Below are 14,343 nucleotides of genomic sequence, written 5' to 3'. Positions count from 1 at the left end.
TTTTATAGGTTTTATCATATAGATTATTCATCTTTCTTACCCATTCTCTCTTATCTTGATGAGTTCATCATTTGAATAGCCTTTCGGGTGACTTCATAATTCATCCCGGTATGAAAATAGTCATCACTCAGATTATAAATAGCAAGTCCGCCCAAAGGACCGACCGAAATCACACGGTCAGTCATGTTAGCCACAGCGTCTAGTTTATCACCTTCTTCACTGACTAACTTACTCCCTACTTTAGCAGAAAGTAACAATTTATCTTTAGCCAATGCTAAATTATTTATCACATTCGTTACATAAAGTTTTAAATCTACAGCATTTGCAATAGTAGCGGTATTCAACACCACATAATCCAGTTTATCCAAATCGTCAGTATCAACAAATGCAGGATCACCTTCAAATATCAGCAAATCATCATCCCTTAATCCCGCAGATAATTTAGACACGATTAACTTAGCCGCCTCACGACGAGCAGCCTGTTCAGCCTCTGTTCCGCCATAAAGAGGTGTACCTTTAATGGCAAACCCATTCATGCCCAATTGAGAAGCAGTAGCAATAGCCTTGTCTAACCACGCACCCAGTTTGGCGGCATCGGTCAGAGTAGACATTTGGGCTGTATAATCCACCAAATAGAGTACTTTAATGCTCTTTTCCTGTAATAGGAGAATATCCTCGCAGTCATAAGAAGTGAGACTTTCGGGATGTGTCGGGGTTACAATATCCAGTGAATCGGGCAATGAACGAAGGTAAGCACCTTCATTCTTAGGTTTTTCGGTGCCATTATCGAAACTGCCGTAGGTAATAAAATGCTCGCTTTGCCTATAAGTACGTAGTGCTTCCATGTAACGAGCCCAAAGTTCAGGGTTCTGTTCTTTGGCATGCTGCGGGTCAATGTCAACGGTTTTCTGATCCGTCAAGTCGCTGCATGAAGCGGTAGCAAACAATGCCAGTAGCAGGAACAGATAAGTGAAGATGTTAGGAATGGAAATTTTCATATTCATATCTTCTTGTTTTAGTTTCTATATCTTCTTGTTTTTTAGTTTTCACATTTCTTGTGTGATGTTTCTATTGTCTCGGTTTTTTGTCCCACCAAAGGCGGGTAGCACCATTATCGGAACCACCCAGCAAGCCGACGGCCTCTAGAATATACTGACGGTTACCGGAATATTCGCTAGGTGGATACCACAAGCGACGTATCTTAGCTTTAGTATCGTCAATAGTACCACCACTGTTATTCACCACAACAGGCAGTAAATGAGGATAATCTGTGCGACGATATTCGCTCCATGCTTCTACTGTGCAAGGGAACATGGCAATCCATTTCTGGGTAATGATACGCTCCAGATTCCTTTCAGTATATTCGTCACCCTCCTGCCAAGCAATTGTAATGTCGCTGACAGCTCCGGCAGAATAGGTTCCATCCACGGGGTCAGTATAGGCTTGCGGCGTATTGGAAGCATTGGCAGCATAAGCAATAGCATCCGTGGCAGGAAGCCCATACTGCTCGAAGGAAAGAGTGATCGCTTCCTCATACAAGCTCTTGGCATCACCACCCATCGCCCAACCGCGCAATGCGCCTTCGGCACGCAGGAAAGTAACTTCTGCCGCATTCATCCACGGATAAGGGCTTGTGGTCGAGATGATTGGCTTGCTGTAACGATCAATCACGCTTTCCTTATTCACCACGTTGATACCGATGCGAATACCTGCAAAACCGGATACATTCACAGACTTGCCATCAACAGTTTCCGGCACTTCCACTTTGGTGAACATCTTGTCCCGGCGAGGATCTTTATATCCGTTCATATAACTGATAAGATCGGCACCCATCCGGTGGTCGGACCAGCCGTTGAAAACCATAGAAGCACGGTTCTCTTCTACTTTCATCTCGGCATTGTCTGTATTTTCAGTGAGAACACCTGCCGCTACTGCCTCCTGTGCTACTCGTTGTGCCGTAGTAGGATCGACATAAGACATACGGATAGCCATACGTAGCTTCAGAGAATTGGTAAACTTGTACCACTTACTGATGTCACCATAATAAACATCATCAAATTTGCGGAATGCTTCAGGATTCATCGTGATATTCTCTTTCAGCACCGCAGTCACCTCGTCCAGTTCCTTCAACATCTGCTTATAGACGGCTTCCTGTGAGTCATAGGGAACATTGAGCGAAATGCCGCCCTGCTGATCCACGACCTTGCTGTAAGGGATAGGACCATACATATCCGTCATGCGATGCATGATGGTTACCCGCAGCAGTTTGGCAAGCGCTAGTGCTACAGGATCATCACTCAATTTTAACAAGTCACGGTAAAGCGGATAAGCCTCGATGAAAGTATCCCCATACGTCTTGTCCTGCCAGTCGACAGACGGATTATAAGTTTCAAATTTATCGGTGCGCACGAGGGTGGTTCCATAATATCCGGCAAACGGACCTGCCGCCAAGGCTTCGATAAACTGATAAAGGTGTTCTTTGGTGGGCACCACCAGTCCCTGCAAACCTCGCAGGGTAGAGCCTATATTATAGTTCTCGCGTCCCTGTTCTTCCTTGGTCACTTCGTAACCCTTGCGGTTGATCTCATCGAAGTTGCCCGTACAGGCAGCTTCACCCGCCAGAAGAAGAGTCAGAGAAAATATCTTTAAGAAAGATTTCACTTGTTTCATACGATTCGATTTAATGGGTTAAAAGTTTATTCTCACATTCACACCAATATTGCGGGTACTCGGCAACATGAAGTTATCGATGCCCTGATAGTAACTACCGGTATTGGCCACAGCTTCAGGATCGAAAGGTGCACGGCAATAAATCATCCACAGATTACGACCTACCAAAGAGACGTCGATGTCGCACACACCTCCTAGCCATTTGCGGGGAATGGTATAGCCTACACTGGCTTCTTGTAGACGTACATTGGTGGCGCTATAAGTGTAATACTGCGGCAACCCGCTACTATTTCCGATGAGACTGTAATACGTTTGCGCATCTACCAGAGTACGTCCATTGAGCAATACACCACCATTATCACGAGCCTGCGCCGAACGTTCGGACACTCCGTACTGGTCCATTGCCGCCTGGGTAGCAGAATAAGCAATACCTCCGATACGTGCCGTAAAGAGTGCGCTTAGACTGATTCCACGCCATGTGAAGCGGTTATTCCACGCCAAATTGGCTTTTGGAAATACACTGCCCAGCTTAATGTCCAGCAAATTATCTTCGGTGGTCAGTGCACCGGAAGGATCAATTTCCACCATACCATTATTATCCCGTTTCAGGTCACTTTGTGTGTAAAGGTCACCTAGTGTGCCCCCTTTCTTTAAGATGAAGCGCGCTTTACCCATTCCGCCTACATCGAGACGATCCAGAATGATGGGCAATCCCGTTTCAGGATGGATATAGCCATTCGCAAGTTCTTTTATCGTATTCTTGTTGTGAGAAAGAGTGAAGTTGCTTTCCCAATGCAAATGGTTGTTCCAAGTATGTCCGTAGCCCAATGAGAGTTCCACACCGGAGTTGCGCACATATCCTGTCTGGAGATAAATCTTGCTGTAACCGGAAGATACGGAAACTTTAGGATCGAAAGTCTGGTTGAAAGTATTCGCTAGATACCATGAGAAAGCGAAGCTGAAATCCTTGAAGAGGCGCATATCCAGTCCCAATTCCCATGAATTGGTACGTTCAGGCTTCAGGTCCTTGATAGGATAATGCGCCTTGGGCTTCCATTGTTGATTGGGCTCATCGTATCCGCGAGTAGGAGACGTCAGGTTACGAGGATAAGGCATACCAACGGAACTGAAAGAGCCACGCACCTTCATATAATCAATAAATTCCGGCAAGGTCAGCATCTCGGAGATAACACCAGAAAGACCTACGGACGGATAGAAGAAACAGGGCGTAGAGGAATTGGCGAGTTGCGAAGCCCAGTCGTTACGTCCGGTCAGTGTAAGGTAGAGCATGCTTTTCCAGCCCACTTCCACACTGGCAAAGACAGATTGAGTCTGTTCCTGCCATTCATCCTGACGGGCTTTCTTCTTCGTGTTATCGAGGTCGAACACATTAAACACGTTCGGTATCCCCTTTTCATGAATCGGCCCCCGGTAACTGAAATCCTCGTATCTGTTGTTCACAATGCTAGCACCCACGTTTGCCACTAGTGAGAAGTCGGCAAAACGCTTGTTGATGTTAGCAAGCACGTCGGCATACGTCTGTGTTTCATCGGGCTTGGAAATGGTATAGTGTCCCTGCGTACTCTCTTCGGTAATGGTAAGGTTAGAACTGGCGTAAAGCTTCTGCTCATACTTGGTGTGGGTGTTATCCACACGTACACGTCCCGATATATTCAGCCAGTCGGTAATGTCATAGCTTAATTGAGCAGACAGCATATAGCGCTTCTTCTGATTCAGGCGCAGATTACGGTAGGCAATCCAGTAAGGATTCTGCATACGGTAGTCACCTTCCCCCTGCGGCCAGAACATAGTGTTGATCTTACGTGCCGGATCCCACCGCTCGAACACCTTGACAAGCTCGAAGTCATCTCCCCGCGGGAAAAGATATACAGGCACAATGGGATTGGAATAAATACCCTGATTGGTCATGTTACGGTCATTCTGAATGATATAACTGGCTCCTACGTCAAGCTTCATCCGGTCGTTAAGGAAGTTCGTCGTATTACGGAAAGTAAAATTAAAACGGTTATAACGATTGTTGGGTACAATGCCCTGGGAATTTACCGATGCCACCGAAAAGAAAGTCTGATTCTTCTCCGTACCGGTAGAAAGGGTGACAGAATTGGTGAAGATAAGTCCCGTATCAAAGAAATCCTTCGGTTCATAATTGGTGCGTGAAGCGTCATTCAACTTCGCTCCCCAACTTAGGATCGTAGAGCCTCCGTCTTTTCCCCGGCTTCCCGTTCCGTAACGGTTCTGAAATTCAGGGAGCACGAAAGGACGGGCAAACTCGGTATTACTGTTCACCGTCACCTGCAACTTACCCACTTGTCCGCGCTTGGTAGTGATAACGATTGCACCATTGGCAGCATTACTACCGTATAGGGCGGCAGCGGCAGCACCTGTCAGTACGGAGATACTCTCAATATCGTCCGGATTGATGTCGGCGATACTTTCCGTAACACCTCGCGAGTCAAATTCCATTCCACCTCCACCGCCAAAGTTGTACATCGGTATACCGTCGATGACATAAAGCGCATTACTGCTCTGTTCGATAGACTTTGCACCACGCATCACCACCTTGCTGGCTCCACCCACACCGGAAGAACTACTGTTGATAGTGACACCTGCCACTTTACCATTCAGGCTGTTGATGAAATTAGCATCTTTAATGCCGGAGATTTCGTCCGCTTTCACCTGTTGCACATTATAGCTCAATGCTTTCTGTTCGCGTTTGATTCCAAGGGCAGTCACGACTACTTCGTTGAGTTGTTCCACAGCAGTGGCAAGCGTCACATTATACACGCTTTTATCTGTCACTTTCACGTTTTGAGAAGTATAACCTATATAGGTGAAATTGAGTATGCTACCCACCGGAGCTTCGATGGAATAGCCTCCATCTATATCCGTAATGACTCCACCGGCAGAACCTTGTACCTGGATATTGACACCGATAAGCGGTTCGCCCGCTTCATCCGTCACTTTTCCTTTGATTTGTTTGCCGGAAGACGTCTTTTCCTGTACCGGTTGGGGAATAATTTTAATGTATTTACCTTTCAATTCGTAGGTGAAGCCTGTACCTTTCAAGATGGTAGAGAGAGAATAATCCAGTCCGGCTTTGTCCAGATTGAGATTGAGGGCAGGTTTGTCACGCAGCAGTGAGTTGTTGTATCCAATGGACAATCCCGACTGCTTTTCCACTTTCTTCAATGCTTCAATGATTGTGATATTGTTCTCACGGATGGTGATCCGCACATCATTTTGAGCAAAAGCTGTTACTTGTAGCAAAAATAAGCTGAAAAAGAGTAGAAAACTTCTTCTTACACCTCGCTTATCCGCTATAAATGTGTAATTTTGTAGCATTAACTTTTAAGTATTAGTTTGTTAACTAGGTTGTTATTCACATAGATCAGATCAACAGAGTGTAACACTCTGATGCGGAAAAGTTGATTATTTCATATCCGGGATGGAGTGGCGCTCCGTTCCGGATACTTTTTTCTCATGGGCGGTTATTGTGTTTTTTAAGTTATTGATTTAGTTATTTTGACTTCTTATTCCTTTTCTGTGTAATGTAACACTTATCTCCTTCTATCTTGAATTTCAGATTGCCCGCCACGTCGACAATGATATCCATGACTTCGGCTAAAGGTGCCTTATCCTTAAAACGGAAACTCAAACGGTCTTTTTTCAGATTGCTCAAGCTGTAGACAAACGTATAATCATATTTCCGTTCCAATACGCGTATAATATCCTCCACCGTCATTTCGTTGAATACCAGTTCGTCCCGCTGCCAGGCGGTGACATCTGCCATGTCAGGGCGCAATACCCGGAACCGGCGGCTCTCTTTGTCATACGCCAACTGTTCGTTAGGCTGCAATATAGTCTGCCGGGTCAGATTTTCCCATTCCACCAATACACTGCCCGACAGCAGTGCCGTACTGATTTCCACATTCTCGGGATAAGCACTGACATTGAATTCCGTTCCTAAAGCAGTCACCTGAAAATCATCCGACTTCACAATAAAAGGGTGCTTCTTGTCAGGCTTCACTTTAAAATTAGCTTCACCAACCAAATAAACGCAGCGTTCTTTTCCTGTGAATTGTTTTGGATATAACAAGGTACTTTTCGAGTTCAACTGAACCTGACTGCCATCCGGAAGGGAAAGATGCCGCATCCCGGCTACAGGAACAAATTCCTGTATAAGATCATTCTCTGTTCTCTCCGCCTGCATCACCAAATAACCCAAGGATGCAACCACCAATAAGAGAACAGCTGCAATGGATTGCCAAACACGTAATACACGGATTTTATGATTAGGAGCGGCAGGAACTGAAGAAGCTGTGTAAAGTCCATTATTCCGTTTCCAACGTTGGAGCTCTTTCTCCACGTGAGGCACTTCACCCATAGCGTGCGCTGCCGTCCAGATTTCTTTTAAAGCTTTGTCTTTTTCTACGGCATGCTCCCTGTCCGTCAGCCATCCGTAGAAATTCTGCCGGATAGTTTCCGAATAAGTATTCTTAGTGAACGAGGTCAGTATCTGCCGAAAATAATTCTTCATATAGTTGTGCTATTAGTAGTGAATACATATATAGCACGACACAACTATGAAGACTACTCAAATGAAATGAAGAAAAAATAAAATATATACGATTTTTTTTAGTTCGAGCAGGGAAAGATAGATTTGACGCTCTACAGTACGCACCGAAATATCGAGCTTTTCCGCAATTTCCAGATTACTCATTCCCTGGATGCGGCTCATCTCGAAAATCAAGCGGCGACGCTCGGGAAACTGTTCGATGGCCATTTGCAAGGCTAATTGCACTTCTTTATAATAAATCGCGTCCAGCGTACCATCCGACGGAGACAAATCCTTGAAAAGACTTTCTTCCATCTGTTCCTGTTGGTAAGACCGCTCTATCCGCTTATGTTTGAGAAAATCAAAAATGGCATGTTTGGTCATAGCATAGATATACTTGTCTATCCCGGGGTTGTCCTGCCAAATCTGAGGTTTGGTCCACAGCCGCGTGAAGACATCCTGAGCTATGTCATCCGCATCTTGTCCCGATTTAAGGAGCATTAAGGCAAAATTCTTCACCAGCGAATAATGTGCCTTGAAGACCAGATCGAATTCTTGTTCCAGCTTTATATTGTTGTCCATGACATCACAAGTGTTTGTTGCTAGCGAACAAAAGTAGAAAAATAAATCAAGAACTGAAGTGGATTAGGTAGAAGAAAAACAAAAAACAGCATATTTGACTACAGAAAAAATGTTCCCCACCGAGAGCCCTTATACTTAATAAATCTTACTTTCTTCTGCATTATGCAGTTAAATCACTATCTTTGCGACCGCATAACCTGTTTTTAACGAATAAACTACCATAGTGCTAATGAAACAGTACAGAACCGTAAACAACCTCATGGGTTGGCTTACATTCATCATTGCGGCAACAGTCTACTGCATGACGATAGAACCGACCGCAAGTTTCTGGGATTGCCCTGAGTTTATAACTACCGGCTATAAATTGGAAGTCGGACACCCGCCCGGCGCACCTTTCTTCATGCTGATGGCGAACCTTTTTACACAGTTCGCTTCTGACGTAACGACAGTTGCGAAAATGGTGAACTACATGAGCGCCCTGATGAGCGGTGCCTGTATCCTGTTCCTTTTCTGGAGTATTACCCATCTGGTTCGCAAGCTTATCATCACCGACGAGAACAACATTACCAAAGGGCAGCTTATCACCATTATGGGCAGCGGGCTGGTCGGTGCCCTGGTATATACATTCAGCGACACATTCTGGTTCTCCGCTGTAGAAGGTGAAGTATACGCTTTCTCCTCCCTGTTCACCGCAGTCGTTTTCTGGCTGATTTTGAAATGGGAAGACGTGGCCGACCAACCGCACAGCGACCGCTGGATTATCCTGATCGCTTATCTGACCGGCTTAAGTATCGGCGTACACTTGCTGAACCTGCTCTGTCTGCCTGCCATCGTACTGGTATACTACTACAAGAAAACTCCGAACGCTACTGCGAAAGGCTCTTTGATAGCCCTACTCGGTTCAGGCGTATTGGTAGCCGCCGTACTCTACGGCATTGTGCCGGGTATTGTGAAAGTAGGCGGATGGTTCGAACTGCTGTTTGTCAACGGACTCGGAATGTCGTTCAATTCCGGCGTTGTAGTTTATATCGTCCTGCTTGCAGCCGCCTTGATCTGGGGAGTGTACGAAAGCTACACCGAAAAGAACAAGACACGCATGGCTATTTCATTCATCTTGACGATTGCCTTGCTGGGTATCCCGTTCTACGGTCATGGCCCAAGCAGTATCGTTATCGGTATTCTGGTCATTGCCGCTTTGGGCATTTATCTTGCTCCGAACGTACAGGCTAAAATCAAAGAGAAATGGCGTATTTCCGCACGTACCATGAACACAGCCATGCTGTGCACCATGATGATCGTAATCGGATATTCTTCATACGCGCTGATTGTCATCCGTTCCACCGCCAACACTCCGATGGATCAGAACTCGCCGGAAGACATCTTCACGCTAGGCGAATATCTCGGCCGTGAGCAATACGGGACACGTCCGCTTTTCTACGGTCCCGCTTTCTCTTCAAAAGTAGCGCTTGACGTAAAAGACGGCTATTGCATCCCCCGCCAGTCGGAAACGGGCAGCAAGTATGTCCGCAAAGAGAAGACTTCTCCCGACGAAAAAGACTCTTACATCGAACTTCCGGGACGTATCGAGTACGAATATGCGCAGAATATGCTTTTCCCGCGTATGTACAGTTCCTCACACGCCCAACTTTACAAGCAATGGGTGGACGTGAAAGGCCATGATGTGCCATACGACCAATGCGGGGAAATGGTAATGGTAAATATACCTACCCAGTGGGAAAATATCAAATTCTTCTTCACCTACCAGTTGAACTTCATGTACTGGCGTTATTTCATGTGGAACTTTGCCGGACGGCAGAATGACATACAGGGTAGCGGGGAGATAGAACACGGCAACTGGATCACCGGTATCCCGTTCATAGATAACATACTTGTAGGCAACCAGGAATTGCTTCCGCAAGATCTCAAGGACAACAAAGGACACAATGTATTCTATTGTCTGCCGTTGATTCTCGGATTGATCGGACTCTTCTGGCAGGCTTATCGCAACCAGCGTGGTATCCAGCAATTCTGGGTAGTATTCTTCCTGTTCTTCATGACAGGCATCGCCATCGTGCTCTATCTCAACCAGACACCCGCACAGCCTCGTGAACGTGACTATGCGTATGCCGGTTCGTTCTATGCTTTCGCTATCTGGGTCGGTATGGGAGTGGCAGGACTGATTCAGTGGTGCTCAAGAATGAAACCCGAACAACGCCTCATCGCAGGAGCTACGGAAGAAGAAGCCGAGAAGATTAGAAAAACGCTGGAAGAGAAAAGAGCGAAGTTTATCACGGAAGAAGAAGAGGCCGAGCTGCAATATAAACTCGACTCGCTATACGAAACTTACGTCCCGTACAAACCGTCTGCGGCAATGGCGTGCATCCTTTCCATCATCTGTTTGCTTGTCCCCATACAAATGGCAAGCCAGACGTGGGATGATCACGACCGTAGCGGCCGTTTCGTGGCACGTGACTTCGGGCAGAACTACCTGATGACCCTGCAGGAAAAAGGCAACCCGATCATCTACACGAACGGTGATAACGATACCTTCCCCTTGTGGTACAATCAGGAAACAGAAGGCTTCCGCACAGATGCCCGTACCTGCAACCTAAGCTACCTGCAAACGGATTGGTACATCGACCAGATGAAGCGTCCGGCATACGATTCTCCATCGCTCCCTATCACTTGGGACCGTGTGGAGTATGTGGAAGGACAAAATGAATATATCCCGGTACGTCCGGAAATGAAAGCCTTCATCGACAGTTACTTCAAGCAAGCTAACGAATTGGCAGCCAAAGGAGATACGACCATATTATCGCTCGTACACTCCATCTTCGGTGAGAACCCTTACGAACTGAAAGAAATCATCAACCGCTGGATGCTCGGCAAGAACGACCAGCTGAAGGAGCTTCTCAAAAAGACCGGAAAGGATATACAGCTCCCGCTGATTCCAACAGACAGTATCGTGATGAAGATAGACGAAGAAGCTGTACGCCGCTCCGGCATGAAGATACCGGAAGCTTTGGGCGACTCTATCCCCGAATATATGACGATCACCCTCAGAGACGCCAATGGAAGCCCGAAACGTGCGCTCTACAAGAGTGAGCTGATGATGCTCGAAATGCTCGCTAACGCCAACTGGGAACGTCCTATCTATATGGCAATCACCGTAGGCGGAGAGAACCATTTGGGCATGGGCAATCACTTCACGCAGGAAGGTCTCGCCTACCGCTTCACTCCGTTCGATACGGAAAAGCTGGACAGCAAGATTGACAGCGAAAAGATGTACGACAACCTGATGAAAAAGTTCAAGTTCGGCGGCATCGACCAGCCGGGCATATACATCGACGAGAACGTGATGCGTATGTGCTACACACATCGTCGCATCTTCACGCAACTCGTAGGGCAGCTCATCAAAGAGGGCAAGAAAGATAAGGCACTCGCTGCGCTCGACTATGCAGAGAAGGTGATTCCGGCTTACAACGTGCCGTATGACTGGGCAAACGGTGCTTTCCAAATGGCAGAATCTTACTATCAATTAGGTCAGAACGAGAAGGCCAACAAGATCATTGACGACCTTGCCAACAAGTCACTCGAATATATGATCTGGTATCTCAGTCTGAACGATAGCCAGCTTGCCATTGCCGGAGAGAATTTCGTATATAACGCAAGCTTGCTTGACGCGGAAATTCGCTTAATGGAGAAATACAAATCAGAAGAACTCGCAAAACATTACTCCGAGCAACTCGACCAATTATACAACGAGTACGTGACGAGAATGAAAGGGAAATAGTAATTTAGTACAATGTTTATAGAACAACCACCTTGGTTTTTCCGGGCGTTGTATCCACAAGCAATCTTCCGGATGGATCCGAACGTACGGGCAGTCTATCTGACTTTCGACGACGGACCCATCCCGGAGGTTACTCCTTGGGTATTGGATTTATTGGAAAAACACCACATCAAAGCTACCTTTTTCATGGTAGGCGACAATATACGCAAACACCCGGATGAATATCGAATGGTAGTAGAGCGCGGACACCGCATCGGCAACCACACATTCAACCATATTCGCGGATTTGAGTATTCCAATCCGGACTATCTGGCAAATGCCAAGAAAGTAGACGAGATTATCCATTCAGACCTATTCCGTCCGCCACACGGGCACATGGGTTTCCGGCAGTACTATACGCTCCGCCACCACTATCGCATCATTATGTGGGACCTCGTAACCCGCGATTACAGTAAATGTATGCGTCCCGAGCAGGTATTGGACAACGTGAAACGCTATGTACGTAACGGCTCTATCATTACCTTCCACGACTCACTGAAATCTTGGAACAACGGGAATTTGCAATATGCCCTACCCCGTGCCATCGAATTCCTAAAGGCAGAAGGGTACGAGTTTAAAGTATTCTAGGATATCGCATAAATGACTCTGATTATATGCTTTGAATTACATAAATCGTATAATTCAAAGCATATATTCCCTCCTATCCTATCATAATCTCATTTTTTTATTTACATTTGCAACGGACTCTTCCGCAGAAAGCCTTCGGGTGGTGAGGGGGAGCCGTTTTTATATTGAGAAGACGTTTACAAGCGTTTGTCATTGGTGTTCAAAACTTCGCAAATTTCGTTCTACCGGAATGACGAGCTGCAACGAAGACGTCCTCCTGATGTGTGCTTATATACATCCGTGCCTCGCTTTGAGAAACAAAGAGAGGCTGCGGGTGTTGTACATATCGGCGTGGGCTTTCTGCGTTGTTCGTTCCCGGTAGCTGGCATTGCGAAGGCCTTGAACACGGAACGGACGAAGGTAAGATTCCCGCGCCTTTTCCATATATATTCTTCCAAAGTTACATTTACTAAAATTAGTTCACCTACGGGAATCTGGGCGAAACACACAGCGTTGTATGGATATGATTCATGCAGGACAGCTTATCGAACGTATTCTTCACGACCAAGGACGTAGCGTCACTTGGTTCGCTGCCCAATTGTGTTGTACCCGTCCCAATGTCTATAAAATATTCCACAAAGAAAATATTGATATCCAACTGCTTTGGCGTATATCCTGCATCCTCAATCACGACTTCTTCAGAGACTTGTCCGATACGATCAACCTCATCCCTCCTACGAACACTGTCTCCAAATAGGCGACATATTTGTCACCATTTAGGAACTACCCGTTTCCCCTTTGTTATGTTCCTTTCACATACCTTTGCGACATATTAACAAAACTCACAGAATGATGAAGATGAAAAAGCTAATTCTATTAATTGCATTGATTCTCGGTTGTACATTGGAGAGCTATGCTCAAAAGTCAACATTTCAGTTTCGTGACGCACAATCGCGTGCAGGTGATGCAGTAAGTGAAGTATGTGTAAAACCCGTAGTGGCGGAAGTCAGGCTGCTGGGAGGAGAGACTCCCAAACGACAAGTATTCACCTATAAGTTCACACGTGAAGAAGTAGAAATCGGATTGAAAGGAGAGTTGGGCAATGTCCGTTCATGGGCTACTTATAAGGCTAACGAAGATGCCGGTAGCGACGTTATCATGGCAGCCACCTATAAAGTGGAAACTAACGATGAAGGAGGCTACACAGTAACGGTGGTGGGCTTCCCTGCCGTTTTTAGTAAATGGTACACCGCCACTAAGGACGATTATGAATGGATAAGGATAAAAAAACTCGCTCCTACCGATGAGAAAGGGGTAATAGCACCGGTCGTAAAAACCAATAATTAACTATTAAAACATAAGAAACAATGAAAAAAGTATTATCAATCGTAGCCGCACTTCTCGTATGTGTAGGCACACAGGCACAGATCGTATCATCCAGAAGTTCCATTGTAAGAACAGAAAAACAACAGTCCAACAAACAGTGGTTCTTACGCGGTGGCTTAAACGTTATGAAAATGACAGGAGACGATGATGAAAGCGGTAGCAAACTTGGTTACAACTTCATATATGGCTTTCAGAAACCGATGGGAAGCATAGGAACCTATTGGGGGATGGAATTCGGCCTTGGCTCTCGTGGTTGGGGATACTCTGAAGATGATTACGAAATCAGCCAAATAGCACACAACGTACAAATTTCTCCGTTTACATTCGGATATAAGTACAACATCACAAATAATATTGCACTGGACGCACATCTCGGAGCCTATGTAAGTTGTGACTATTTAGGAAAAATCACCGAAAAAGAAGACTACAATGGTAAAACAGAAGAAACTACCGTGAAAATTGGAGATTGGGATGACTGGAAACGTTTTGACGCAGGCATGAATATCGGCGTAGGCATATGGTACGACCGTTTCAATTTCGACATTACCTATCAACGCGGATTTATCAAAACTTGGGAATCAAATACAAGCAATGTACTGATTCGTTTAGGTGTAGCATTCTAAACTCTGCCAACAAGATTATAAAAAAAAGTAAAATCAAACCTTTCAATATCATTTTTCATTCAGCATTCATGTTCTCCTCTCTCCGTAAGAAGAGACTTGAATGCTGT

General features: G+C 45.7%; 9 protein-coding genes and 2 pseudogenes. 6 read left to right on the top strand and 5 right to left on the bottom strand.

Annotated elements, in window-relative coordinates; genetic code table 11:
- Positions 1 to 50: 50 nt before the first annotated feature.
- From GD630_RS16225 to GD630_RS16205, 5 genes are all read right to left on the bottom strand, one after another.
- A complete protein-coding gene (locus GD630_RS16225) occupies positions 51 to 1,004 on the bottom strand; it encodes a glycoside hydrolase family 18 (protein WP_143867203.1) in 954 nt (317 codons plus the stop codon).
- A gap of 64 nt (positions 1,005 to 1,068) precedes the next feature.
- On the bottom strand, positions 1,069 to 2,670 hold the full coding sequence (locus tag GD630_RS16220; RefSeq protein ID WP_143867206.1) for a RagB/SusD family nutrient uptake outer membrane protein: 1,602 nt from the start codon (positions 2,668 to 2,670) through the stop codon (positions 1,069 to 1,071).
- 18 nt (positions 2,671 to 2,688) lie between these two features.
- Positions 2,689 to 6,033, bottom strand: coding sequence for a TonB-dependent receptor (locus GD630_RS16215; protein ID WP_143867208.1), 3,345 nt, complete (start codon positions 6,031 to 6,033; stop codon positions 2,689 to 2,691).
- Positions 6,034 to 6,208: 175 nt separating this feature from the next.
- Positions 6,209 to 7,228 carry a FecR family protein gene (locus GD630_RS16210; RefSeq protein WP_143867209.1) on the bottom strand — a complete coding sequence of 340 codons (1,020 nt, stop codon included), beginning with the start codon at positions 7,226 to 7,228 and terminating at the stop codon, positions 6,209 to 6,211.
- 57 nt (positions 7,229 to 7,285) lie between these two features.
- Positions 7,286 to 7,828 carry an RNA polymerase sigma-70 factor gene (locus GD630_RS16205; RefSeq protein ID WP_143867212.1) on the bottom strand — a complete coding sequence of 181 codons (543 nt, stop codon included), beginning with the start codon at positions 7,826 to 7,828 and terminating at the stop codon, positions 7,286 to 7,288.
- 229 nt (positions 7,829 to 8,057) lie between these two features.
- On the opposite strand from GD630_RS16205, the pseudogene GD630_RS21510 reads away from it, so the two are divergent.
- The 6 genes and pseudogenes from GD630_RS21510 to GD630_RS16180 all read left to right on the top strand — a co-directional run.
- A pseudogene (locus GD630_RS21510) lies at positions 8,058 to 10,013 on the top strand (glycosyltransferase family 117 protein); the annotation flags it as partial.
- A 201-nt stretch (positions 10,014 to 10,214) separates the two neighbouring features.
- Positions 10,215 to 11,621 (top strand): annotated as a pseudogene (locus tag GD630_RS21505) (hypothetical protein); the annotation flags it as partial.
- Positions 11,622 to 11,633: 12 nt separating this feature from the next.
- The gene (locus tag GD630_RS16195) at positions 11,634 to 12,248 is read left to right on the top strand and encodes a polysaccharide deacetylase family protein (RefSeq protein ID WP_143867216.1); all 615 of its coding nucleotides are present in this window, start codon (positions 11,634 to 11,636) and stop codon (positions 12,246 to 12,248) included.
- Positions 12,249 to 12,750: 502 nt separating this feature from the next.
- Positions 12,751 to 12,984, top strand: coding sequence for a hypothetical protein (locus GD630_RS16190; protein WP_032839901.1), 234 nt, complete (start codon positions 12,751 to 12,753; stop codon positions 12,982 to 12,984).
- A 92-nt stretch (positions 12,985 to 13,076) separates the two neighbouring features.
- Positions 13,077 to 13,574: a hypothetical protein gene (locus GD630_RS16185; RefSeq protein WP_229092487.1), complete on the top strand. Its 498-nt coding sequence runs from the start codon at positions 13,077 to 13,079 to the stop codon at positions 13,572 to 13,574.
- A 20-nt stretch (positions 13,575 to 13,594) separates the two neighbouring features.
- Complete coding sequence (locus GD630_RS16180; protein ID WP_143867218.1) at positions 13,595 to 14,236, top strand: outer membrane beta-barrel protein; 642 nt, start codon at positions 13,595 to 13,597, stop codon at positions 14,234 to 14,236.
- Positions 14,237 to 14,343: the final 107 nt, after the last annotated feature.

It is taken from the genome of Bacteroides zhangwenhongii, assembly GCF_009193325.2.
Taxonomy (GTDB): domain Bacteria; phylum Bacteroidota; class Bacteroidia; order Bacteroidales; family Bacteroidaceae; genus Bacteroides; species Bacteroides zhangwenhongii.
The sequence above is the reverse complement of the archived record's forward strand: the minus strand, read 5'-3'. Positions and strand labels throughout refer to the sequence as shown.

Bases quoted from the DNA above. Each gene is read 5' to 3' on its own strand.
- GD630_RS16225 (WP_143867203.1), bottom strand. From the start codon at position 1,004: ATGAATATGAAAATTTCCATTCCTAACATCTTCACTTATCTGTTCCTG.
- GD630_RS16220 (WP_143867206.1), bottom strand. From the start codon at position 2,670: ATGAAACAAGTGAAATCTTTCTTAAAGATATTTTCTCTGACTCTTCTT.
- GD630_RS16215 (WP_143867208.1), bottom strand. From the start codon at position 6,033: ATGCTACAAAATTACACATTTATAGCGGATAAGCGAGGTGTAAGAAGA.
- GD630_RS16210 (WP_143867209.1), bottom strand. From the start codon at position 7,228: ATGAAGAATTATTTTCGGCAGATACTGACCTCGTTCACTAAGAATACT.
- GD630_RS16205 (WP_143867212.1), bottom strand. From the start codon at position 7,828: ATGGACAACAATATAAAGCTGGAACAAGAATTCGATCTGGTCTTCAAG.
- GD630_RS16195 (WP_143867216.1), top strand. From the start codon at position 11,634: ATGTTTATAGAACAACCACCTTGGTTTTTCCGGGCGTTGTATCCACAA.
- GD630_RS16190 (WP_032839901.1), top strand. From the start codon at position 12,751: ATGATTCATGCAGGACAGCTTATCGAACGTATTCTTCACGACCAAGGA.
- GD630_RS16185 (WP_229092487.1), top strand. From the start codon at position 13,077: ATGATGAAGATGAAAAAGCTAATTCTATTAATTGCATTGATTCTCGGT.
- GD630_RS16180 (WP_143867218.1), top strand. From the start codon at position 13,595: ATGAAAAAAGTATTATCAATCGTAGCCGCACTTCTCGTATGTGTAGGC.